At 46.4% G+C, this 24,975-nt stretch carries 20 protein-coding genes; 11 read left to right on the top strand and 9 right to left on the bottom strand.

The features are described 5' to 3' along the window. Nucleotides 1–230: 230 nt before the first annotated feature. Nucleotides 231–914: a ribulose-phosphate 3-epimerase gene (gene rpe, locus CMO31_08495; GenBank protein MAZ54033.1), complete on the top strand. Its 684-nt coding sequence runs from the start codon at nt 231–233 to the stop codon at nt 912–914. On the opposite strand, the gene CMO31_08490 is transcribed toward rpe, so the two are convergent. Together CMO31_08490 and CMO31_08485 are read right to left on the bottom strand one after the other, a co-directional pair. Then, nucleotides 883–1,833, bottom strand: a complete 951-nt coding sequence (locus CMO31_08490; GenBank protein MAZ54032.1) for an acetyl-CoA carboxylase carboxyl transferase subunit alpha — start codon at nt 1,831–1,833, stop codon at nt 883–885. The two genes, rpe and CMO31_08490, sit on opposite strands and share 32 nt — an antisense overlap. Further along, nucleotides 1,817–2,704 carry an acetyl-CoA carboxylase carboxyl transferase subunit beta gene (locus tag CMO31_08485; protein ID MAZ54031.1) on the bottom strand — a complete coding sequence of 296 codons (888 nt, stop codon included), beginning with the start codon at nt 2,702–2,704 and terminating at the stop codon, nt 1,817–1,819. The genes CMO31_08490 and CMO31_08485 overlap by 17 nt, the downstream gene beginning before the upstream one ends. A 257-nt stretch (nt 2,705–2,961) precedes the next feature. Between CMO31_08485 and CMO31_08480 the strand changes: the two genes are divergently transcribed. Next, nucleotides 2,962–3,900, top strand: a complete 939-nt coding sequence (locus CMO31_08480; protein MAZ54030.1) for a hypothetical protein — start codon at nt 2,962–2,964, stop codon at nt 3,898–3,900. A gap of 36 nt (nt 3,901–3,936) precedes the next feature. Then, entirely contained in the window at nt 3,937–4,389 is a 453-nt protein-coding gene (locus CMO31_08475; GenBank protein ID MAZ54029.1) for a transcriptional regulator NrdR, read from the top strand. Between the two features lie 94 nt (nt 4,390–4,483). On the opposite strand, the gene CMO31_08470 is transcribed toward CMO31_08475, so the two are convergent. The 4 genes from CMO31_08470 to CMO31_08455 form a co-directional block, all read right to left on the bottom strand. Further along, nucleotides 4,484–7,273, bottom strand: coding sequence for a hypothetical protein (locus CMO31_08470; GenBank protein MAZ54028.1), 2,790 nt, complete (start codon nt 7,271–7,273; stop codon nt 4,484–4,486). Then, complete coding sequence (locus tag CMO31_08465; GenBank protein ID MAZ54027.1) at nt 7,270–8,448, bottom strand: exonuclease sbcCD subunit D; 1,179 nt, start codon at nt 8,446–8,448, stop codon at nt 7,270–7,272. The genes CMO31_08470 and CMO31_08465 overlap by 4 nt, the downstream gene beginning before the upstream one ends. A 273-nt stretch (nt 8,449–8,721) precedes the next feature. Further along, nucleotides 8,722–10,599, bottom strand: a complete 1,878-nt coding sequence (locus tag CMO31_08460; GenBank protein MAZ54026.1) for an ATPase — start codon at nt 10,597–10,599, stop codon at nt 8,722–8,724. Further along, nucleotides 10,596–11,600, bottom strand: coding sequence for a hypothetical protein (locus CMO31_08455; GenBank protein ID MAZ54025.1), 1,005 nt, complete (start codon nt 11,598–11,600; stop codon nt 10,596–10,598). The genes CMO31_08460 and CMO31_08455 overlap by 4 nt, the downstream gene beginning before the upstream one ends. 189 nt (nt 11,601–11,789) lie before the next feature. Between CMO31_08455 and CMO31_08450 the strand changes: the two genes are divergently transcribed. The 8 genes from CMO31_08450 (at nt 11,790) to fba (ending at nt 18,537) form a co-directional block, all read left to right on the top strand. After that, nucleotides 11,790–12,215 (top strand): 50S ribosomal protein L13, encoded by a 426-nt coding sequence (locus CMO31_08450; GenBank protein MAZ54024.1) that lies wholly within the window; start codon nt 11,790–11,792, stop codon nt 12,213–12,215. After that, nucleotides 12,215–12,604 carry a 30S ribosomal protein S9 gene (locus CMO31_08445; GenBank protein MAZ54023.1) on the top strand — a complete coding sequence of 130 codons (390 nt, stop codon included), beginning with the start codon at nt 12,215–12,217 and terminating at the stop codon, nt 12,602–12,604. Before CMO31_08450 ends, CMO31_08445 begins: the two co-directional genes overlap by 1 nt. A 190-nt stretch (nt 12,605–12,794) precedes the next feature. Continuing rightward, nucleotides 12,795–13,592 carry a UDP-diphosphatase gene (locus tag CMO31_08440; GenBank protein ID MAZ54022.1) on the top strand — a complete coding sequence of 266 codons (798 nt, stop codon included), beginning with the start codon at nt 12,795–12,797 and terminating at the stop codon, nt 13,590–13,592. Between the two features lie 126 nt (nt 13,593–13,718). Continuing rightward, nucleotides 13,719–15,233 carry a glutamate--tRNA ligase gene (locus tag CMO31_08435; GenBank protein ID MAZ54021.1) on the top strand — a complete coding sequence of 505 codons (1,515 nt, stop codon included), beginning with the start codon at nt 13,719–13,721 and terminating at the stop codon, nt 15,231–15,233. Then, complete coding sequence (locus CMO31_08430) at nt 15,230–16,171, top strand: signal recognition particle-docking protein FtsY (GenBank protein ID MAZ54020.1); 942 nt, start codon at nt 15,230–15,232, stop codon at nt 16,169–16,171. Before CMO31_08435 ends, CMO31_08430 begins: the two co-directional genes overlap by 4 nt. A gap of 317 nt (nt 16,172–16,488) precedes the next feature. After that, nucleotides 16,489–17,205 carry a futalosine hydrolase gene (gene mqnB / locus CMO31_08425; protein ID MAZ54019.1) on the top strand — a complete coding sequence of 239 codons (717 nt, stop codon included), beginning with the start codon at nt 16,489–16,491 and terminating at the stop codon, nt 17,203–17,205. A 1-nt stretch (nt 17,206) separates the two neighbouring features. Then, a complete protein-coding gene (locus tag CMO31_08420) occupies nt 17,207–17,566 on the top strand; it encodes a hypothetical protein (GenBank protein ID MAZ54018.1) in 360 nt (119 codons plus the stop codon). A gap of 50 nt (nt 17,567–17,616) precedes the next feature. Continuing rightward, nucleotides 17,617–18,537, top strand: coding sequence for a fructose-1,6-bisphosphate aldolase, class II (fba, locus tag CMO31_08415; protein MAZ54017.1), 921 nt, complete (start codon nt 17,617–17,619; stop codon nt 18,535–18,537). Nucleotides 18,538–18,687: 150 nt separating this feature from the next. On the opposite strand, the gene CMO31_08410 is transcribed toward fba, so the two are convergent. The 3 genes from CMO31_08410 to CMO31_08400 all read right to left on the bottom strand — a co-directional run bounded on the left by CMO31_08410 (nt 18,688) and on the right by CMO31_08400 (nt 24,740). Next, nucleotides 18,688–20,160 carry a hypothetical protein gene (locus tag CMO31_08410; GenBank protein ID MAZ54016.1) on the bottom strand — a complete coding sequence of 491 codons (1,473 nt, stop codon included), beginning with the start codon at nt 20,158–20,160 and terminating at the stop codon, nt 18,688–18,690. 489 nt (nt 20,161–20,649) lie between these two features. Further along, complete coding sequence (locus CMO31_08405) at nt 20,650–22,074, bottom strand: hypothetical protein (protein ID MAZ54015.1); 1,425 nt, start codon at nt 22,072–22,074, stop codon at nt 20,650–20,652. A gap of 92 nt (nt 22,075–22,166) precedes the next feature. Continuing rightward, on the bottom strand, nt 22,167–24,740 hold the full coding sequence (locus CMO31_08400; GenBank protein MAZ54014.1) for a type VI secretion system ATPase TssH: 2,574 nt from the start codon (nt 24,738–24,740) through the stop codon (nt 22,167–22,169). Nucleotides 24,741–24,975: the final 235 nt, after the last annotated feature.

Here is a 24,975-nt window from a genome sequence, read left to right as displayed (position 1 = left end):
ACAGACGACATACGTCTACGGTTAAGAACATACTTGTCCGAAACATTTTACTAGTTCCCTCCCCGTGGAAATCTCCTCTGAGTCCTATCTGAAAGCGTTAGGGAAAAATCAAATCACCTTTAATGTAACTGACTTTACCCCGATCTTATAACTAGACCCCCAGGACAAAGATACCTCGATAAATTTTCCCTAACGCCCTTTATAAGCCTGGCACTGCTACACTTGTTAATATGGCTGTGCAGATTGCCCCTTCTATCCTTGCAGCGAATTTCAGTTGCCTGGAACATGAAATTACTGAAGTTGAAGCTGCTGGAGTAGACTGGCTCCACTTGGATGTAATGGATGGAAATTTCGTCCCAAATATTTCTTTTGGACCTCTTGTCCTAGAGGCTTGCAAAAGAACTACCAACCTCTATTTAGATGTTCATCTTATGATTAAGGACCCAGAGCGTTACCTAACCTCGTTCGCTCAAGCTGGCGCTTCCGGTCTGACTATCCATGCTGAAGCAACTCATCATTTGCACAGTGCTTTAGGCAAAATTAGACAATTAGGAATCAGTGTAGGACTAGCAGTAAATCCTTTGACTCACTTGGAAGTCATTAAGCAAGCGCTGCCTATGCTGGATGTAGTCCTGATAATGAGCGTTAACCCAGGGTTCGGTGGACAAAAATTCATCCATAATACTTATACCCGTTTAGAGAAAGTTAGAAGTTGGCGAGACCAATACAACCCTTCATGCCTAATTGAGGTCGACGGTGGGATTACACCCAATAATGCAGCCTCTGTGGCTTCAGCGGGTGCTGATATACTTGTTGCAGGAAGCGCTGTATTCAACAGATCCACAAATGCCACGGAAAATCTTGGCAGGTTCCATGAAGCTCTTAAACAAGCTGGTACCGACCTAATTCCCTGAATCGAGTTTGGCGCTGTTGAATAAGCTCGTTAGGCGTCAGGTCAACTAGCTTATCGATTTCTTCGATAATAGCTCTACCTACTAGTCTCATGGCCTCGTCAGGTTCTTTATGGGCACCGCCTATAGGTTCAGAAACCACCCGGTCAACAATTTCTAATTCGATAAGATCTCGAGCGGTAAGTCGAAGTGATTCGGCTGCCTTAGGAGCTTCCGCTGCATCACGCCATAAAATAGCTGCGCACGACTCGGGGCTAATTACCGAATAAATAGCGTTCTCTAGTATCAGCACCCTATTAGCAACCCCTATCGCTAAGGCACCACCAGATCCCCCTTCCCCGACTATGACCGCAACAGAAGGAACCTCTAATCGACTCATACGTTTAATGCTTTCAGCAATAACCCATGCTTGCCCCTGTTCCTCTGCGGCAACTCCCGGGTAGGCACCTGGCGTATCTATAAGAGTGATAACTGGCAATCTGAACTTGTCTGCCAGATCAAACATCCTGATGGCTTTCCTATAACCACTCGGATGTGACATACCAAAATTTCGTTGTATATTCTCTTTCGTATCCCTCCCCTTTTGTTGTGCAATTACAATCAAATTGCGTCCATCAAGCCTAGCTAAACCCGTAACTACCGCTGGATCATCACCAAGAATTCGATCTCCATGAAGTTCTTGAAAATCAGTAAACACAGTTTGCAAATAGTCAAAACTGGTAGGCCTTCCTGGTGCTCTTGCAACCTGAACACGCTGCCACCGTGAAAGACTAGAAAACGTCTCTACCTTTAAACGGTCAAGACGTCGCTCAAGAAGATCAATTTCTTCGGTCAAATCAAGTTCCTGGTCACTGGCGTAAGTCTTCATATCGCTGATCTTTATTTCTAAATCCTCGATAGGCTTTTCAAAAGACAGTGGCACGTTTAACCTCCGCCGACGGTTCACGTAGTCCACCCCGCAGCATACGGATATATATCGCCAATCTGTCTCGCAAATCACGACGTTGAACTACATCGTCCAACATGCCTTTCCGCAATAAAAATTCAGAACGCTGAAAGCCTTCAGGTAGTTCCTGCTTAATCGTCTGTTGTATCACCCTGGGACCCGCGAAACATATCAGGGCTCGAGGCTCCGCAAGAATCAAATCTCCCAAGGTAGCGAAACTAGCAGTTACCCCACCGGTCGTAGGATCAGTCAAAACGCTAATGAATGGTAATCGCTTCTGGGACAGCGCTTCGAGAACAACAGTAGTCTTTGCCATCTGCATAAGACTAAGAGCGCCCTCCTGCATTCTTGCGCCCCCTGAGGCCGTAAATACAACTAATGACCGGCCCTCGTCTACTGCTCGTTCCGCAGCTCGCACGAACTCTTCGCCAACGACAGACCCCATCGAACCACCCATAAAGAAAAAATCCATTACTGCTATCGCAATAGGCTCTGCATCTATTTGAGCTGCTCCTGTTACAATTGCATCCGGTCGACCAGCTTTCTGTTGAACTTTAGACATACGTTCGGTGTAAGTCTCAGTATCAACAAAAGCCAGCGGATCTTCAGGCATAACATCACCTGACCACCGTTGAAAACTTCCTTCATCTACAAGAAATTCAATTCGAGCTTCGACAGGCATACGATGATGGTGATCACACTCAGGACAAACGTAAAGGTTCCCAACCAGATCCTTCCGGTAAATCTGGGAGTTACAAGAGTCGCATTTCAACCACAGCCCAGCTGGGCTATTTTCATCATCCCCACGTGTCGGCCGGTTACGGCGGAAAAACCGTTCAAGCGCCAAGACCCAACCCCCCCTTCGAGGGTACTCTTTGATCTAACACGCCCTATTCTAGCAGCGTCCTAACAATCCTACCCAATACAACTTAAGTATCCACTTATTCCCCACTGCTGAGTTGTGGTTTTTCTCCGTCCTTGCACCTTAAAAACATATAATTTCAGCCTGACTAATCACCCTAGGTCTCTCCTCTAAGCATTATTCAGCTCTTTTTTGGGTTAGATCAGTGGGAACTCTGGGGTAGAGGTTGTAGAGTTACTGCAATGCGCAGTAGGCTTATAGATATGGCGTCCGCTAATGTTGTAATCATCACAAACGTCGGGCAGGGCTACGGACGGGCAGCTGCCTTTGCGTTTGGTCAAACTAGTCACGATGTAGTGTGCACAGATCCCGATGCTGACCTCGCCTCAAAAACTGCCGCAGAAATTGAATCACAAGGTGGTCGCGCTATTCCTATCCAAGCTAACATGTCAGTACAGTTTGATGTAACAAAAGTCTTTACAAAAGTTCGTGAGATATTTGGGGATTTAACTGGCGTGGTTCATACAGCAACCCAACAAAGCAATACTCCTTTCTGCAATCTCACTGAAACCGAGTTCAGAACTATACAGCAGGAAAACGTAATTAGTTCATTCTTAACTCTTAAGGCGGCTTCCGATTTGGGAAGACCGCTTTGGTTTGTTATAGTTGGTCCCCCAACTAGCTCTTCCGAACCTCATATGGTTTCGGTTAGGGGGGCCATGCAGGAGCTTTCAGCAGCAATTAATGGTCAAATTGCTTCAGTCAGGGTCAATCTCATCTTCCCGTCCAGAATTTCTTCGGACCCCAGACACGATGCTCGCCTTTCAAAAACTGCACTATTCCTTGGTTCTAGCCAAGCCTCCGGCATATCTGGTCAAATCTTCAATATTACCCTCCCAAAACGCCCCGAATTTAGTACTGAATTATCTCCTGAGGTACGAGCAGCCTTAGATGAGAGTGTCAGGCAAGACGATCTGGAAGCAACAATAGGTAACGATAATAATGTAGACGATACAGAACGGAATGGAAATAATTATTCAAAAACGTATGGACGAACATGGTCAGCCCACAAAATAAATCCAACGGAAACTATGCATGAGAGTGATTCAGAAGCGGGCAGTCTAGATAAAGATTTTGACCGAATTTTACAGTTTAACGACGATGACAAGACAACGTTCTAATATACCTATGGCGGCTAGCCTAGATAACATAGAACAATGAAGTGTCCTTACTGTTCATCCGAAGAAACTCGGGTAATAAACTCAAGACCCTCTGACGAAGGTGCAGCAATCAGGCGTAGGCGAGAATGCGATGACTGCCACCGTCGCTTCACAACCTATGAGCGAGCTCAGTTTGAGGCACTAATGGTGCATAAAAGGTCTGGCCGCCAAGAAGCTTTTAATCCAGATAAGCTTCTCGACAAATTACGCATGGCTTGCAACAAGCGACCAATCACCGAAAAGCAAATGCGTGAGTTTACTTACAGCTTCGAAGACGAGGTCCAGGTCCCTGAGATTGCTTCTGAGGAAATAGGCCTTCGAACCCTTAAGTTCCTAAAAATAAGGGACGGGGTGGCTTACATTAGATTCCTTAGCGTGTATCGAGACTTTGATAGCGTGGATCGATTCATTGAAGAAATACAACAACTTGGAGAAGACCCTTCTTCCTAACTTCCGCAAATCCCAATCAAAACTTTGGGCTATATTTCATGAAACAGGTTCCTTAAAAGAATTTTTGGGTTCAGGCGTAATCCAACCTATAAACTTATAAATCCCAGTGAACCGACGATCCTTCCCTCCCCTTGGTAACCAACAACCTGGCAGGCATTCTTTCTGTCAGGGCTTCAACATGAGTAATCACTCCAACCATCCTGCCTTCACGAGTTAGGTTTTCCAAAACTGCTGTGACAGCATCAAGCGTGATCCTATCCAGGGTCCCAAAGCCTTCATCCAAAAACAGAGCCCCAAGAGTTTTGTTTCCAGCGAGAGTATCAGATAGAGCTAGAGCCAACGCTAAGCTAGCGATAAAAGTCTCGCCACCAGAAAGGGTCCTAGCACTACGGTTCTCCCCAGGATTCCATGCGTCAGAAACATAGAATTCCCCATCAACCAATTGAAGATCGTAGCGGTCGTCAGTTACGTTCCTAACAATATGCGAGGCGCGTTTAGCGAGACGGGCCTGAATACGTGTCATTAAAAACTCCTGAAACCGATCCCCTCGAAGATCGAGGCTTAAAGTCCGGTAAATGTCAGACCGCTCTTGGGCCTTCGTTAAGCTTTTGCGAAGGTCCTTTGCTTTCAGAAATCGTTCTTCAAGATCCTGTAGTTCCCTTTCTATTCTTCCTAAAGCGTTCTGCGAGTCAGAAAGCTTAATAGCAACCCCGGTGGCCAATTGGCTATGCTCTTCATACTGCGCAATCTCAAATTGTCGACCGCCCCTTCTCTTTTCGACCTCCATAAGTCGAATTTCAGTTGCCTCTTTCTCACCCTGATAGCTATCTAACCTATTTTTGAGCTCCGCAATATTTTCATCCGAGAGTACAGCCTCAAAAACCGCTTCGGTCGAAACAAAACCGGCTTCCTTGATTGCCGCTAAATTCTGCCTCTCAGTGGAAGAAAGCTCGTCCGTTAATTCTGAAACTCTTCGACCATTCATTTCATGAGACATCCGGTTCCGTTCTACGTCTTGATTAGAGTTTGCTAGGGTTTCACTCGCACGATCTAATTGGAACTGAAGTTCATCCCGGCGGGAAATATACCTTGAATTAGCTGTTGCAGGATCTTCTCCACCAGTCCGCTTGTAAACCCACAACGCCAAACTTGCAAGCAGAGATTTGCGACGGTTTCGCAATTCCTCTTTAGGATCTCCGTCTAGGGCAATACCGGTGCTGGAAAAGGTTTCAGAAAGAGAATCAAGGGTTTTCCGTTTTTCACTGATCTCAGCTTCCAGGTCTTTCATTACAGATGTACGTTCTGCTAGACGGGTACGATCAATCTCTAGGGTAGCCTTTAACCCCCGATAGGATTCAAGCAAATCTTCTACCTTCTGGGCGGCCTTGTCCTTAGTAACCTTTAATTGGCCCGAGTCGGTTTCCTCATTAATCGGTATTTGTTTCACTAGGTTGCCACACACAGGACAAGAATCACCCAATTTTAAGTGGGCACATAGGTTAGCAGCACGGTTAGCATTTTCAGCTGCAGTGAAAGCCAATTCGGCTTCTCGCGCTTTCTCTCTAGCTTTGATTCCATGATTCTTAATTTTCTTGAGGTGCGGCTCTTGTTTAGAAATAACAACTTCTAAGCTACCTATAGCAGTCTTAATAGTCGAAACTTTCGCAGTAATATCCTCGAGGTCTGCTCTTAGACGAATAATTTCATCAACTCGTGCTTCTTGGCGTTGGAAAGCCTCCCAAGCTGCCTCCTGATACTCCTCAACTCCCTCTTTAGCCATATCAAGCGTTCCTCCACGAGCAATGAGACGCTCTGCGAAGGGTCCAGCCTCAGCGATGGCCATTAACCCCTTCTCTATTTCCGGCATTTCTCTAGAGCGCGCCTGCACAGATTCGGCTTGAGATCTCTTAGCCAGAACCAACGCCTCCTCCGCTACTAGTAAATCCTGGTGCGATTTATCAAGTTCGAATTTAGCAACTCCCAGACGTTGCTTAATTCCACCCATGTGTTGTACCTGAGGAAGTAGAGTCCTTGCAGCTAATGCCTGCTGGCATCGCTGAGATGCATTAGCCATTTCCGATTCTTTCTTAGCAAACCCTTCCAGGAGGTTCTCGAATCTTCTTTTCTCCTCCCAAATAACCTTCAAACCATGTAGTTCTTGTTGTTCAGCTGTAAGTTGTCTCTGTTGATCAGTGAGTTCTTCAACGCTGCTTACAAGCCTTTCACGCTCACCACGGAGCGACCTAAGAGTTTGAGGATTAGCACCAGAATAGTCCTCTTTTAAACGAGTGGTTATTGCCTGCGTTTCTGCCTCAGCCTCCCTTGCCCTCTCGCCAGCCATTGTCTGCATTTTTTCCACCGTATCAAGCCCCATCAATCGGGAAAGCAACCTTCGGCGTTTGCCAGCATCGCCACGTAAGAACTCGTGGAATTCTCCCTGTGGCAAAAAAACAGCCCGGGTAAAACCATCGAAATCTAAACCCACTACCGCCGATATTCTGTAATTGGCTTCACGTATCTTTTCGCTTTCTGGCAATTGCACCCAAGTACTATCTTCGGACAGTCGTTCTAGACGCACCTGACTCTGGACTCCACTCTTTTTGCGCGAAGCGTACCGGGTAACTCGATACGTCCTATCGCCACTACGGAACACGACTTGAGCAGTCATCTCGTTGACACCTGGACTCATCAAAGAGGCTGCTCGACCGCCAAGCCGGGCAGTCTCTCCATAAAGAGCGTATGTAAGTCCATCTAATAGGGTGCTTTTCCCCGCTCCTGTCGGACCAGCTATTGCAAATAGGTCTACCTCAAGTGCCTCAAAATCCACAACTGTAGTCCCTATAAAACAGGTAAATCCACGTAACTCTAATCTCAGCGGAATCATGTATCGTCCTCGTCATACACATTTTCGTGTAGCTCCTGAAACTCTTTAGCAAGATTTTCGGGTAAGTTCTGCTTCTTCTCGGCTTGGTAGTATTGTTCATAGGCTTCTGTTAGTGGCAACTGTTCGACGTCTATTCCTTGTTCTGCTAGATTGTCGGACTGAAAGAATTCAGTCTCTACAGCTATTACGTTCGGGAAGCCAGACAATATCCGCTCTTTTAAACCAGGCCTTGGAGAATCTAGTTTAATGGCTAACTTTAACCAACCGTCGAACTCCGTTATTTTAGGAGTTTCCTGGTCTAGGGTAGACAGATCAACCGAAATCTTCCGGAGTTTGCGGCCGCTACGTATCGGCACCTCATCAATAATCTCAGTAGGTTTACCCGGTTCAGCTTCTAGGAGTAGAACTGTCTTATTGTCTCCTTGTTCCCCAAAGTCGAGTTGAATTACGCTACCGGGATAACGTGCACGGTAGCTCGCCATACCTTGAACCGATTGCGCCTTGTGAATGTGGCCCAAGGCGACGTAATTAGCTGTTTCTGGCAACATATCAGCACCTAAGGTATAGCTCTCAGTACTGTGAAAGGCGTACTCGGAGTTCGCCATTGTTGCGCCATCCATCGTGGCATGCAACATAAGTAGATTGACGCTTTGTGGGTCAAAGTTACTAGTCAAGTTGTAAATCAACTTGCGCATACTGTGTTGATATCCCTCTCGGTGTTGGCCTGCATCACCCCCTAGAAGCTCTCCGACCCGCACTATGCGCCTCTCGGAAACGAAAGGTAACGTGGCTACCTGTAGAGCCTGTCCGTTAATCTCGGTTCGGAAGACTCCCCCGCCCCCAGCGACCCTGGGTTGCCCCACCATGTGAACATTAGTTAGTTTTAAAACACCACCAAAAGCATCAAGTCGCGCCGGAGAATCGTGATTACCAGCAATGACCACGCTTTGGATCCCCGCTTGCCCAGTGCGCAAGAAGAAGGAAAACACGGCTTCCTCTGCAGCAGCTCCAGGACTTTTCCCATCGAATAGGTCTCCCGCTACCAAAATGAGGTCTACTTCGGAAAGTAGGGCCACCTCAGCAATTTCAAGGAGTACTTCTGCGACCTCAGGCGTCCGATCGATTCCAAGTAACGACCGGCCGGCATGCCAATCAGCAGTGTGGAGTATCCTCACTCGACCAGTCTAACGTGCCCGTATGAAACCACCACTATTGCCAATAAATAATAGCCTCAGGTTTTTCCCGAACAGAAATCACAGAAACACCCTATTTGCCTACTCAAAAAGCATATGGTGAGTTCTGAAATTTTTCCATATTCGTAGATCAAAACTTTGTGTTTAGTCTTTCGAGGAAGCTGGAGTGGCACAAGGACCTGCAGTACGTTGCTAATCAGATCCAGTGAAGCCGTTCTGAATCTTTTTCACCTACCACTTTCTTGTGCCTCGTAATCAACCAAGAATGTCGAGCGCTTCTTCGTCCGAAACAAATGCGTCCACTTCTTTAGGTCGAGTTGCCCATGCTGGGAAAGGAAAAGTAAGCATCATTGGGCTAGGAACATCAGGTTGGTGCACAATCATGGTTCCTGGAGCCAAAATTGTTGACCGAAGGCGGAACCCTCCTGGCATAAATCGGTACTCTGGACGTTCTGCCTCAGCAGGATCAAGGCGTCCCACTACTCTTACAGCAGCGTTAGCAACAACCCTACGCTCCACCTGAGAAGCTGTTTGCTGAGCCCCAATCAGAACTACCCCGAGGCTTCTTCCTCGTTCCGCTATGTCTAATAGAACATCCTTGATGGGGCTTTCGCCTTCAGACGGTGCGTACTTGTTGAGCTCGTCAAGGACTATAAAGACTCGTTCCGAACGCCCAGCTTCTTTCTTGTCAAATATTTGCTTAAGGATAACGCCGACGGTAAACATCTGTGCTATTGGGTGCAATTGATGGATATCTACGACATGGACTTGTTTTGTACTATCAAATATGTCTGTTAATTGACGTCGCTCCAAAGTACGTAGAGCCAGGTCCCCTCGAATCAAGCGAGCCAAATGTTTACCTGCTCCCCTCAAGCGACGGATAAATGCCTCACGAGTTGCCTTGGCCTGATTAGCTGTCCAAGCTCTATCGCCGTCACCCTCGTTATCCATTAACAACTTGAACTCTAAAAAATCGATAAGGTCGCCGAACGTTTCAAGCTTTTCCGTAAGTCCTACATCATTGGACTCTGTTCCCTGATCATTAAAGCTTTCAGGACCAATATCCTCGTTAATCTGGATTGGGGGGCCGAGGTCATCCCCACCTAAGAATTGTTCAGGAGCCTCTGAAAACCGTTCAACTTCAATGTGGGGTCCACGCTGTTTTTCACTCAAACGATAAAGCCGTTCTTCAAGATGACTAACTAAGAAACCGAGATTGCTCATGGCATCGCGATCGGACAAAACAAAGGGAAGCATTCGTTCGTCCGCAAATTCATGCACAGTCCACACGTAAGGAGCCACCCCTTCACCTTCGCGCTGCTGAAGGTCAGGCATGAGAGCCCCACCTTTGGATGCTTCACGTGCAGGCGCATGCATCTGACAAAGTTCGAACGGCCTAGCAGGCAATCCCAGTAAATCGTAACGGGTTTGGTCGCTACGAGACCGCTCCTGCCAACGACCCTCTTCGGTCATGAGCCGTTGGTTGGGCTTATCTAAAAACATCAAGTCTTCTCCCTTGACGTTAAATACAACTGCCTTGGCTGAACCGCCATCCAGAACAGGTCTTTCAGGATTCTTAAGTTGGCGGGCGTTAAACATGCTATAAAGCAGGAATAGTCCATAACTCGTCTTTGTTGCGATACCAGAAATCCCAGAAATATTGACGTGAGCACCCTTTTCTCCACTTATAAAATCAAAGTTTATATACCCCGGATCGCCACTGCGAAGAACGCCAGCCGGAAAAGGCGCTTCCATGGTATCGAGGTATAAAACTTTCTCCAACGCCTCTCCTGTAGCCGCTAAGACGGTATCGCCGGGACCGGGTGGGAGAAACTCTTCAGGTTCAACACGAGAAACTAGCACGTGCGCAGCATATGAAATATTGGCTGGCAGAAGACCCTCAGCGACCAGTACGGTGTCGCCTTCGAATTGAATCCCTTCGAGTTTACGACGCACTTCATCCACGACACCGTAGAACTTCACCAAGGCACCCGACTTCGAAGGGTCTTCAACTTCAACATTTACAAGATCGTCAAGCTGTACCTTGACTGACTCGTTGACAGCGAACCAAAACTGGAGTGGGGTCGCGTCCTCGGAGCCGAGGACAATCCCAATCGCCTGTTTTGTACTCACGCTACGCCGCTAGAGGTAGAAAGGAAGCGTGTAATTCGGCGTCGAATCAATTCTGGATTGCCCATTCGTCTACGTAATTCCTCCTCAAGAGCCCGGACTGGGAGCAGTTGCTGTGGTGCACGGGGGTCTTGATGTTGCCTGGTTGCAAAGTGAGGTAACACAGAACAGCTCCAATCAGCTATAGCAGCAGCAGCCTCAACTGTATTATCTGGATTTGGACCAGCAAGGGCCTGAAGACGGACCATACCTGCAAGACTAAAGAACCAAGGATTCGGGTCCCTCAAACGTAAAAACCACTCAAATCTTTGATGTTGAGGATTTGCACTTCTTAACAAATATATCGGGGATCGTTGTCCTTCTTCGAGTTTTCGCACAATTTCAAGTTGCGCATCCCCAATCTTTAACTCGTGGATTGACTTAATATAACCGATCAAATTAGGTTCTGAAGCCAACAATGGCCTTGGCCCATCACAAATTACAAAAGCATTAGGGTATTGGGTGACCAGTCTGGCTGCTAGTTGCGCTTCAGCGTCACGCATTTCGGCCTGAAGGCGCCGTACAACTGCATCAGGGTCCCGTTCGTTGGTACTAACCACCCGGTACCGCATGTCCCCTAAACTGTGTATTCCCGTTTCCGGCAAGGAAAGGTCTTCGTAGCCTTGCCCTCCACTCAAAGCACATATACGTTCAACTTGGAAGGCATCAGGATAGGTAGCAATTTTCAAATCTGACACCACTGCCCCGACTCCGTAACTTCCTAGAGCCCCATAAACAAATTCGTCACCGCCATCTTCCAGAAAAACTCGAGCCTCAATGCGTCGGCTCCCATCTAAGAATACTAACGCCGTAGGCTCAGCAGGGTTGATCGGTTTGAGCGGGATCCAATCCTCTTCTTCTCGCTCGACCGAAATATCAACTGCGTCCACCGTATCGGAAACACTTTCATTAGCTTGAAATGACGATTGGTACTCGACTGCCCATGGGTCTAAACGCAATTTCATTTTCTACTCAATCATACCCCACCAATTCGCATAATATTAAGTAACTGCCGTAGGATAGCCCCCAATTACCAGTGAGATTACCTTTACGCTCAGCCAACCGTATGCTAAACTCGCGTCTGGCTTGATTTCTACGCAACGATTTATCGTGTGGGTATTTATCAAAGCCGATCCCTTAAGGACGTGACGGACGTGAAGACGTACTTTCCCCAAGAACCCCATAACGACTGGTTACTGGTTGATGCTAAGGACCAAACAGTTGGTCGCCTCGCAACTCAAATCGCACAGTTCCTGCGTGGCAAACATAAGGTAGATTACACTCCCAACCAACCGGGAGGAGATTTCATAATCGTTATTAACGCTAAGAAAGTTGTATTCACTGGGGCAAAGCTAGACAAGAAAATCTACACTCGGTACAGTGGTTACCAAGGTGGCCTCAAAGAAATAAAGGCGCGCGACATGCTTCAAAAGCGTCCTGAACGAGTAATTGAACGTGCTGTTTGGGGCATGCTCCCAAAAAATCGTCTTGGCAGAAAATTGATTCGTCGTCTTAAAGTGTATGCTGGATCAAATCACCCACATCAAGCCCAGAAACCCGTGGATATGGAGCTTAGCTGATGAAAGAACAATACTATGGAACTGGCCGTCGCAAAGAAGCAGTGGCTCGTGTGTTTCTCCGCGCTGGCAATGGACGAATCATTGTTAATGGCAAGGATTTCCAAACCTATTTTAGAGGTATCCTGGCTGCCGTTCAGGCGCTGGAACCTCTCAAGGCAACCAACACCGCAGGTAGATATGATGCCTTAATCACTGTGGCTGGCGGTGGCCCTTCCGGCCAGGCGGATGCCATTAAACTTGGAGTAGCACGAGCACTCTTGAAATTAGACCCTGATTTCCGACCCACCCTTAAGCAAGGAGGGTACCTCAAGCGAGACGCCCGAGTGGTGGAACGTAAAAAGTACGGCCTACATAAGGCTAGACGTGCCCCCCAATACAGTAAACGATAGACTGGACCAGCCCAAAATCGGATACGAGTGGAGTCCGGGATCGAGAACCTAGAATTACTGGCATAACAATAGTTCCCAGGATTATTTTCACCTCAGTCATAATGAGCCTAAGATCAAGAATTCCCCAAATCCGTCAATATGACCAGGTAGAAGTAGCAAACCCTCTTAATCAAACTCCCACGAACTTACCTTGAGTTCTTTGCAAGCGATAATTCTCGGTTTCGTACAGGGCCTGACAGAGTTCCTCCCTATATCCAGTTCAGGCCACCTTGTTCTCGTCAACTACTATCTTGGTTGGGGAAAGTCGCTTCCTCTCCACGTTGATATAGCAACCAATACGGGTACACTCCTAGCGGTTATTGTCTTCTTAAGGCGAGATGTGTATTTTGCTGTAACGGGTTTTTTCTCAGGCCTTAAATCTCCTCGGGGCAGAACACAAGAAGGATGGGCTCTTGCAATCCGAGTGCTCTTAGCTTCTATCCCGACGATTTTTCTTGGTCTCGGCCTAAGAGAGGTTTTCGAACAACTTAATTCTCCGATTCCAGTTTCGTTTGCCCTAATTATTACAGGGCTTTTCCTCTGGTTCGCACCATGTTCTGGCTCGAAAACCAAGGTGGGTAATCTAACTATTTTTGACGTTGTATTTACTGGGGTGGCCCAAGGCCTGGCAGTTATCCCTGGGATATCACGATCTGGCATAACTATATCTGCATTACTATCCCGAGGCGCTTCTAATGAACTAGCCCCGCGCTTTTCTTTTATGATGTACTTGGTAATCTCCCTTGGTGTAGCGGTTCTAGGCCTTTTTGACCTACCAAAAGAAATCAGACTAGGCTCCCTTACGCTAATGACACTTACGTCATTCGTGACAGGTTACATTGCCCTATACTGTTTGTTCGCTGTGTTGCGGCGCGGAAAATTCCGCTGGTTTGCTCCTTATCTTTGGTTACTAGCGACCTTTACTTTACTTTGGAACTTCCTCTCTTAAGGTAGTCGCGACAAACGTACCTAACGTCCAGACGACCCCAAGGCATGCCCAACCTGAGCTACAATGCTTCCTGTACCTAGCCTAACGTCCTATGACCTGGGCTCTATTCCATCGGAGGCTCCTAGCATGACTGTCGTGACTCGAATCGCTCCCTCTCCAACCGGTGACCCCCATGTTGGCACCGCGTACGTTGGTCTTTTTGACTATGTCTTGGCAAAACAAGGGAACGGCCGATTCATATTTCGACTTGAAGATACTGACAGACAGCGTTACGATCCTAACTCAGAACGACGGATCTTGTCCGCTATGGATTGGCTTGGTTTAACCCCAGATGAGGGACCTGAGGTTGGTGGAAATAATGGCCCTTATCGACAGAGCGAGCGACTCGATTTATATCGAAATCATGCAGAACTCCTCCTCGAATCTGGTTGCGCATATAGGGCCTTTGAGACTGACGATGAGCTTGAATCTATGGCCCACAAGCAGAAACAACTTGGCCAACCCCAAGGCTATGACGGCCGTGGTAGAAACCTGGCGCGTAATGAACAAGAAAGAAGAGCTACTGAGGGAGAGCCGCACGTAATACGCTTTAAGGCGCCAGACGAAGGAGAAACAAGATTCATTGATAGCTTGCGTGGCGAGATTTGCTGGCCTCATACAGAAATTCGTGACGCCGTTCTGATAAAGAGTGACGGTTATCCTACCTATCACTTTGCAGTAGTAGTTGACGATCATTTAATGGGAGTGACTCACGTCGTTAGGGCTGAAGAGTGGATTTCCAGCACAGCACTACATATTCACCTTTATCGCTCTTTCGGCTGGCAACAGCCCGAGTTCCTACACCTACCTTTATTACGTAACCTTGACAAAAGCAAAATAAGTAAGCGGAAAACCGATACAAGCCTTGAGTCTTATCGCGAACAAGGAATAATCCCGGAAGCCCTTTTAAACTACCTAGCGACGCTTGGGTGGAGCATGCCCGATGGCCGTGAATTCTTTGGAATACACGATATGATTGAGCATTTCACTCTTAAAAGATTATCTCCAGGTGAACCTATTTTCGATTCAAAACGTTTACGTCACTTTAACGCTAAATATCTCAGAGAGATCTTCTCTTTAGAAAACTTGGCAGTTCGGGTCGAACCACTGTTTGTCAAGGCAGGATACAAATGGTCCGACGAAGATTATCTTCTCGATGTTATTGATGTTCTCCGACCCAGAACTGAAACTCTAATCGATTTCGTAGACCAAGCGCGTTACTTCTTTGACAGTGGTTTTCCTTATGAGGATGATGCCCTTAAGCGATTATTCGCCGGACAAAAGTACCTGGAGGACCTTGAGCGACGGTTATCGATACTGGAATTTTATGATTACGATAGTATCGATGACCTATTACGAGACTATGTTCAGTCCCAAGCCGTAAGCATGAGCAAGGTTTTACAACCGCTTAGAGCAGCTTTGACGGGCCGTAGTCAAGCCCCTGGTGTCACTGATTTATTAACAATTCTTGGTAAACAAACAGCACTTGGACGCATTAGCCGTGCTTTGCAAGTAATCAACGCCGGGCTCTTAGACGACCGCCCCCAAAAGGAAACAGGCTCTAATGACCCTAAAAAGAAGGCAAAGACTGCTGATCAATGAGCTGGTTTTCTCGATTAACAAACGGGCTCAGTAAAACACGTAAGGGCCTATTTTTCGATTTCCCCTCGTCCTCAAAAACATCACATGTGGATTGGGATTCTCTTGAATTTTCCCTGATATCTGCTGATGTTGGTATGGAGTTGTCAGACGAAATAATCAACGACACCAAAGCCAATCTTGAGGACGGGACCCCTTTTCAAAGCGCCTTAGAAAAAGCTTTGTTGCACCAACTAGAACCACCTGGAATTAGACATAAGTTACGTCAGGTTGGTTTCAATATTGACGTCACTAGGAAAGTTGTTGAACCTAAAGGCCAAGTGATAATGGTAGTCGGGGTCAATGGGGTAGGCAAGACAACCACAATAGCCAAACTTGCACACTACTATCGTAATCTTGGACGTTCTGTAATGTTTGGGGCAGCTGACACCTTTAGAGCAGCGGCATCTGCTCAACTTGAATTTTGGGGAGACAAACTTGACATATCAACTATTACGGGGGGGCACGGAGGAGACCCTGGTGCTGTTGCTTTTGACGCTGCCACTGCTCGTAAAGCCAATGGCAGCGACTTGCTTCTCGTCGACACTGCTGGTCGCCTACATACGAAACACAATTTAATGGAAGAATTGAAAAAGATTCATCGTGTAATAAGTAAAGTTGAAGATTCTGAACCAGCTGATGTTTGGCTAGTGCTCGATGCGATAACAGGGCAGAATGGTTTGGAGCAGGCAAAGAGGTTTCACCAGGCTATCCCCCTAACAGGAATAATAGTGACTAAGCTTGATGGTAGCGGAAAGGGGGGTGTTATTGTCCCTATTGTCCGCGATTTACATGTGCCTATTAAATTCATCGGTATCGGAGAAACTCTCGATGACCTACAACCGTATGATGCAGCTTCCTACGTTAAAGCCTTACTGCACCGACCTGATCACACAACCTAATTTCAGGCCCGAATCATAAACCTCAACCTGGATCTACTATTTACTAATAAGTTAGGCGAAACGAATAATTCCAAACAATAGGCAGAATAAATGGTTTGTCTGCAAGCGTGAGCTTACACCTGTTGCTTTGTGTATTCGGAAGGGTGACAGAGAGAATCATGATTCTCTCTGTCACCCTTCTTTAGAAGAGGGGATTTGAGAATAAACTTGATGCTTAATAACGGTGCTAACTAAATTCATTTGCAGAACCAACCTATGTTATTGGTTACCTATTCTCTACTTGTGATACCATCCACCGCTCTCCAGTAAACTGTGCTATGACAGGTTTTCTCCTCGCTACAGCCACCGCAAAGGAAGCGAGTCTTCTGTACAGCATAATCAAGTTAAAAGAACCTGCAGAATTGTCTTTTGGAAAGGGTTTTATAGGCCGACTTGAAAGTTTAGAACTCTTTGTTCTGCACCATGGCGTTGGCAAGGTGAATGCTGCTGCTGGGCTTGCGCTTGCAATCAAACAACTAAATCCAAGAGGGGTTATTCAATTTGGGATTGGGGGAAGCTACCTAGGTACATCTCTGAATGTCGGACAGGTTGCCCTAGCTAGTAGAGAGATACATCTTGATACTGGTGTTCGTGGAAATAATGGCTGGGAAGACATGTCAAGCATTGGAATCCCCCTATCTGGGGGGAATCCTCCCCTCTATAACGAGTTTCCAGTTGATCCTTATTTAACTTCTGTAGTAGCCGACAGCAACAGTTTAGCTACAGTAACTTTTGGAACTTCTGAAACAGTAACTGGTACGTTAGAAGAAGCAGCTTTCCTTAAAGACCGCTTCAAAGTCTCGGTAGAATCTATGGAAGGCGCTGCTGCTGCTCAAGTATGTCATGAGCTTGGAGTGCCTTTCGCAGAATTGCGTGGGATTAGCAATATAGTAGGAGAAAGAAAGCGAGAAGCCTGGGACATACCAGGCGCAATTAGTGCCGTGAACGGGGCTATGGTAAAAACATTATCGTGCCTGGCCCACGAAGGGAGTTAAAGTGATTGACTTACCAAATTGGGTATTCTTCATAGCTATAGCTGTTATTTACATAGCTGGGCACCTCCGAGGTTTACCGTCTGAGGATCAAAACCAAATTACTGCCAAATGGCGATTACCCATACGTATTGCCTCTACCCTGCTTCTTATCGTTGCTTTACTACTAGTGGTAGACAATAAGGACAATTTGTTGGTTGTTATCCTTTTTGCTGCGCTAGGTTTCGGCAGTGGCTATCTTAATGGAAGAGCTATGGACATGGCAAAAATTCGGGCTCTTCGAGGCAAACAACAAACGAATGAGCCTGACAACACATCTGAACATGAAATAGATAAAACAGGTAATGAATCAACTCAAAAATAGACTTGAATAGCCTTCCAATTAACTAAATTGGACTAAGGTATACTTTCTAAATGTCATTAAAGTCTGGGCTAGAACTGTTGAAGCCTGCCCGTCTCGGTAAATACGGTGTTGGTGCGTTTAATACCACTAACATGGAGATTACGCAGGCTATTATTGAAGCTGCCGAAGAATCCAAAAGCCCTGTGATTTTATCTCTTTCAGAAGGCGCGCTTAAATACGGAGACAAACAATTGGTGGACATCGTTAAAACGATGGGTGAAGACGCCTCCGTTCCAGTAGCGATTCATTTAGATCACGGTTCATCCTATGAATCGTGCATTAAAGCTCTACGTTACGGTTTCACATCGGTGATGATTGATAAATCGCATGAAGATGAAGAAGTCAACATTGCCGAAACTAAAATTGTGGTGACAGCTGCACACGCTGTTGGAGTTACTGTAGAAGCAGAAATTGGTCGTCTCGGTGGCGTTGAGGAACATATAGTAGTATCTCAGGAAGACGCGCTGCTTACCAAACCCGATGAAGCTGAACGGTTTATATCTCGCAGTGGAGCTGATTACCTCGCCATTGCAATAGGCACTTCCCATGGAGCAAACAAGGGGATTGGCCGACCTTTTATAGACCACGACCGAATTAAAGAAATTGCCCTAAGGTTACCCAACCCACTGGTTATGCACGGAGCTAGTGGGGTGCCTAAAGAGATAGTCAGTAGACTCAACAATGCGGGTGGTTCTCTGAAAAATGCTTCAGGCATCTTTGAAGAGGACGTTCGCAAGGCAATAACGCACGGTATCGCTAAAATAAATACTGATACCGATTTACGCCTAGCTTTCACTGCGCGATTACGAGAGGTTTTGGCTGATAAGGCTGATGAATATGACCCACGCAACCTTATTGGCCCCGCCCGGGAAGAAGTAAAGAGTATGGTGAAAAGTCGACTTAAACTATTTGGCTCTACTGGAAAAGCTTAGATAAGAAAACCTAGGGCTAACACAGTTAGAATAACCAACGTCCAAGAGGCTTTATCTCCAAAAAAGCAAGACTAAGAAGTAACCACGGCCCAACCTGGAAACCGATTTTATCGTCTAAAACCAGGATCTAAATGCGGTTATAGTTTCTGACTATAGGTTATCTCTGTCAGATAACTTGCGAATTGGGTCAACATAAACGGTTTTCTGGTGACTAAAGTGCACGCTTCCTTTTGGCATGCCTTTAACCCGCCACACATTTTTCCTCAAAGCGTAATCTACAGCTACATTCTCGGAGTTACGGGCTTGTGAATACCCTGCTGCCAAGGAGGCAGCTATAAGGATCGTATCAAATGGCACCTCTTTATTCTTAGCTTGGATCAGAACATGTGAGCCTCGATACCCTTGAACATGGAGCCATATATCCAGACTCTTACCAAGCTTGAAAGTAATTGCGTCGTTCTCGGTAGCATTACGTCCGACTAGAATATTTAAACCACGGGGTGATACAAATGCAAGGCCTGGTGACTGCTTACGATAGATGGTTACCCTATTTTGAAAACCCTCCAACTCAGCTTCAAGGGCTTCCACGGGCAAGACATCCAGATTTTCAAGGAACTCCTTGATTGATTCGCGTTCTTTTTGTAAATCCTGCTCAAGCTTCTGCGCTTGTGCGAGTCTATCTCGCCGCCTTTTGACCGATGCATAACGAATCTGAGCATTCTCTACAGGACTTATCCGAGCATCTATTAAGAAGGTTCTCTCCTCTCCCTCAAAATCAATCAAAGTCACACTATTCGCCCCCTCAGGAATCGTTTGTGTATAGGCCATAAGCAGATCTGCTTCCTGTTTAATTTGACCTCCGACCTTAACTGCTTTGCGAGCCCGATCAATATCCGAAAGCCTACGCTCAATGACGGTTAAACGTTTAAGCTGCTCCTTTTCAACTTTCTGCCTAGCCCGATGATGCCGTTCACTTTCTCTTCGTATCGAAAGTTTTGGCATTTCAATTACTTGATTAATAATATCTGTTGGGTTTTTTGCAAGAATCTTGAGGTATGAGACCACTTTTTTGAGAGAGTCCTCCTTAAGCTCGTCTATGGTGGAAATCCCTACAACCCTACCTAGGACCTCTGTTAGATTAGGACCTATGCCGTCAACTATGCTTTTTACATGCTTTAGGCTTTTGCCACTAAGCGCCTCTGTCAACTCCTGAGAAGAAGAATGAATCGGATTAAGTTTTTTGTAAGGCGGAGGGAATGCATACCTAATTCCACGACCCAGTTGCCTGAAACGATTTTTATCTATGTCAACATCCCGAGCAACTCCAAGGATCGTCCTATTCTCATCAATTAGAACAAGATTACAATTACGGCCTGTCAACTCCACCACGAGTTGTACTGGGGGAATAGGCACAAAGCCAGTCTCTGCAGAAAAAGAAAGAACAACCACTCGATCTAATTTTTTTTGTGCAGCCGAAATTAGACTTCCACTAGCCTTAGCCCGCAATAACTCCTGAAAACCAGTCTGATACTTTCCTCGTTTCGCCATATCGCAACTGACTGTCATTTCTGGGTGCGGGGGCTTTATCCATAACCACAAACTAGTATCCCCCATAGACAGCACAAATGTTTGAGGATCAGGGAAGCGCCATGAGCTTTCCTTGCTAGGGAGAATTCCCTTCAAGCGATCAAGCTTCTCTGCAATCAGTAGGCCTTCTATAATGACATCACCTGCTTCCAGTCACTTGAGGATATGTTTATCAAAAGACTGCTAACTAGTTCTAGGGCCTTAGGCTTTAATAAGACGAGATTGCCCGCATATCTGAACCACGGTTCCCTTACTTCTTTCAGGATAATCTAAATTGGTGAGCTTGTAGTTATTGGGCCCACGCTGTGTCCTGGGTGATTACTTAAAGCCGAGGCCAGTCAAAGTTTGGTGACAACCAACATAAGTCTGCCCTTGTATAAACTAAGTTCCCTCTGGTTGCTTTATAAGATTCATTCAACCCATTTAACTTCTGTAAAAACTTTAAAAGATATAAAAAGCTATGTTTATGGCCACTTAAACCGTCCCTAAGTAAACCACCTTGGTACTAAATATGTGGTTTGGTTCTCAATTAACCTTTTGATAGTTTCTTCTGAGCTGGGATTGCGCTAATTCAATATAACGGCTTAATGTCAGATGCCATTCATTACTGGGATCGGTGTATTCTATAGCAGCCTCAGCGTGTTGAAGCAAGCGGGGGGCAGCCTTCGATCCAATTTGAGCAAATACATCGGCAAGCATCTGTTGCGCCCCGACCCAGTCGGGGCTGCCTTTTTTAGAAGCACTTGCAGCTTTTTCATACCATGTCGCGGCGTCTTCGTACCGAAAACACTCAAATGATATGTTTCCCAAACAAAAACATGCTGCCGCAGTAGCACCGTTATCTAGGGCACGCCTAGATATTGTTTCTGCTGCCTCATAATCTCCACTTCTAAACAGAACCTCGGCTAAGCCAGCAAATACCTCTACGCGACGGGCATAGCTAGGATCAGAAAGAATGTCTTCGTAAACAAGTTGAGCCTCTGCGTAACATTTAGATTCGGTGAGAGCGTGAGCCTGTTCATGGAGGGCTATGGTCCTATTGTCACCTTCTGAAAGTTCAACTGCTTCAGCAAAAGCCTTGACTGCTTCCTTAAATCTACCCAGAGTCATTAAGACCTGTCCGATGGCGTAGGCGATACTAAATGCCGTTTCTCTAGCTAATCCTCTAATCATATACCCCTCTAAAAGAACTTCTAGGGCCTGATTAGGATTATTATTTTCAAGATGAATGCGGCCAAGGAGGTACCGTTTTACAGCAAATTCTTCGTTATCCCCAAGCACCTCGTCATTAACGTCTTTGAGGGTAGTTAGAGCCCCCTGATGGTTGGCTGTCTCAAATTGGCAACTAGCGAGATTAATACGTTCTGATTCTCTTTCGTAGCCCTCAGTAAGGGCCACCGCTTGCTCAAAGCAATGGATAGCCTGTTCAAACTTACCAAGCTTCTGTTGAGCCTGACCAAGTCGGGACCAACGCCGCCAGTCCAGGTGCCTTGGAAGTGTTGTAGCACCGAGCAAATCAAGGATCACGGCTGCGCTCTTGTTACCATCAACAGCAAGCAAAGCGCAGGCTGCATGATACCCAGCTATAGGATCTTCAAGAACAGAAATCTCTCTTATGCCTAGCTTAACTTCTCCTAATGATTCACCACGATAAGCAGCAAATTCCCAATAAAGCGCTTGATAAAGAGGTTCGTGCACAATAGTCTGATCTATCCCAACTGCAGTCCTAAGTTCCAACGCGCCACCCTCGATGCCTTCTTCCTCATAAAGGGCATAAAGTGCGGCAAGATGCAACCGATAAGTTGCCTGGAACGTTAAGTTTCGCGGCCGTTTCGCAACAGTCTCTAGAAGGGCAAAAGCCGCCTCATATTCACCCTGCGCAAGGGCCTTATGGGTCGGTCCCAATTCAGCCAAAGGCGATCGCCTGAAAAGCATTCTTAAAGCTACCACGGGCCCCCCGGGGGTAAGATGTTAAACGTCCTACACCCGAATAAGGGGGCTATTACACACTCAAACAGGAATCTTTAGGTTAGCCCTAATTTTCAATTAACTGCCATTAGGCCTCGGACATTAAACTGCAATCCCTCAGAAGTAGCTTCTAAATTGACATGCTGCCCCTCCTGCAACTCTCCACTAATCAGCATTTTCGAAAGAGGAGTTGCAACAGTTTCTCTAATTGTTCTTTGGAGAGGCCTGGCTCCAAATACAGGATCAAATCCCAACTTGGAAAGATATTCTAAGGCAAAAGGAGAAAGGTGTAAATCGATACGTTTCTTAGCTAATCTAGACCTAATCTTTGCCAGTTGGATCTCTGCGATAGCTGAGACCTGTTCTTGATTTAGAGCGTGGTAGACAATTATGTCGTCTACTCGATTAAGAAATTCCGGAAGAAAACGCTTTTGCAAAAGCCCCACGGCAGTCTTACGTATGTCCTTATGATCAGCCCCACTATGATTGGCTGCGAGAATCTCCGGACTCCCAATATTGCTCGTCATTATCACCACAGTGTTACGGAAATCTACCGTACGACCTTGGCTATCGGTTAGCCAACCTTCGTCAAGAAGCTGTAAAAGCGCATTAAACACGTCAGGGTGTGCTTTTTCGATCTCGTCAAACAAAATTACGCTATACGGCTTCCGGCGAATAGCCTCCGTAAGTTGGCCACCTTGCTCATAACCAACGTAACCTGGAGGAGCTCCTATTAGCCGGGAAACAGCGTGCTTCTCCATATACTCTGACATATCGATTCGAACAATGTTGTCCTCAGAATCGAACAAATTTCGGGCAAGAGCCTTAGCCGTTTCAGTTTTTCCTACGCCAGTGGGACCCAAAAAAATAAAAGACCCGATGGGTTGAGTTTCATCAGATAGCCCTGCCCGCGAACGCCTAATAGCGTCTGCTACTGCCGAAACAGCCCTATCCTGACCAATCACCTGGTGATGTAGCTCTTCTTCGAGACGAAGGAGCTTCGAACGTTCAGCCTCAACAAGTCTTGAAACAGGAATGCCGGTAGAGCGCGCCACGATCTCGGCAACTGCATTTTCACGAACTTCAAGACTAAGATATTTTGCTCCTTCAAGCTTAGAAGACAATTCGCTAAGAGAGTCTTGCAATTTAGGAAGGTGACCGTATCGAAGTTCAGCAGCTCTATTTAGGTCGTAATCTCTTTCAGCGGCTTCAATCTGAGTACACACGCTATCTAGATTTTCTTGGGTGATTCTTATTTGCTCTAAAACCGCTCGTTCTGATTCCCAATCAGACTGACCTTTATCAATAATTACCTCCAATGCCTTTAATTCGCCTTCAATCAGATTGACCCGATTTTTACTGTTAGCGTCATTCTCCTGGTTGAGCGCTTTATGTTCGACCTGAAGTTGTAATTTCTGGCGTCCCAAGCGATCTAACTCTTCAGGGAGGCTATCCATCTGTACTCTGATTCGGCTAGCTGCCTCATCGATAATGTCGATTGCCTTATCCGGCAGTTGCCTATCAGCTAAATACCGGTGCGACATTTTTGCCGCTGCAATGATCGCAGACTCGCTGATTCGTACTCCATGATGAACCTCGTATTTCCCCTTAACTCCACGCAAGATACTAATTGCCTCACTCACAGAAGGTTCGTCGACAATAATTGGCTGGAAGCGACGTTCAAGAGCAGCATCTTTTTCGATCTTACGGTACTCATTGAGAGTCGTTGCACCAAGCAAACGCAGAAGACCGCGGGCAAGTGGTGGCTTAAACATATTACCAGCATCGACAGATCCTTCAGATTTGCCAGCATCAACTATTGTGTGTAACTCATCTATGAAAAGAACTATTTCGCCATTCGAGTCTACAGTTTCTTGAATAACCGACTTTAACCTCTCCTCAAACTCACCACGATACTTAGCCCCGGCAAGGAGGCTACCCATATCCAATTGGATAATCCGCTTTTCTTGTAACCCGTCGGGGACATCTTTATTAATAATTCGTTGCGCAAGACCTTCTGCTATAGCTGTCTTCCCCACGCCTGGTTCCCCAATAAGGACTGGATTATTTTTTGTCCGACGTAAAAGAATCTGAACAGCACGCCGTATCTCCTCGTCACGCCCAATAACAGGATCTAGCTCGCCGTCACGTGCTCGTTGGGTTAAATCCACTCCATAGATGGAAAGTGCCTCTACCTCCGGAGCACCAGATCGGCTGTCTATCTTTTTTCCATCGCGTAGTAGTAACGCTGTTTCTAAGAGATCGCTCCCAACTGGTACTGGAATGATTGCAGTGATTGACTTCCACACTGAAACCAACAGATTGTCAACCTCAATGTGCCTGTCTCCCCAAGAGATAGCTAGCCCCTCAGCCTCTTGAAACACAGATGCCATCTCGGGTGCCATATATTGCTGGTCACAGTTAGATACTCTTGGCAATTCATTGATAAAGGTACTAAGTGCTTGGCGACTGTTATCCAGGTCACCGCCAGCATGCACAAAGACCTTCGCCGCTAACCCCTTTGAATCAGAAAGTAGCGCCGCTGCCAAATGAGAAGCCGTAATAACCTGGTGGCCACGTGTCCGGGCCATGTTCTGAGCATCCAGCAAAGCCTTGAGAGCTGCTTCTGTCAACCGATCATTGTTCATACCACTATTATGTTACCTGAGTCTAGTCTTGTCAAGTTTAATGCGTGTGGCGACGATAAAGCATTTCTATACGGTCATTAGGCTTGGTCCCAAACTAACTAAGTGTCAGTCAGACGAGCTCTACCTCCCCCCTTAGCTACTGCTGGGGCGCTATTCGCTCAGCGCCCCAGCTAATCCAAATCTTCAAATCCTACTTAAGAGTTGTGTATTTACGCCCTCAGGCAAAACGATTTAC

It is taken from the genome of Trueperaceae bacterium, assembly GCA_002707365.1.
In the GTDB taxonomy this organism is placed as follows: domain Bacteria; phylum Deinococcota; class Deinococci; order Deinococcales; family Trueperaceae; genus UBA6957.
Note: the sequence above shows the minus strand (reverse complement) of the source record. Positions and strands in the feature narration are given on the sequence as shown.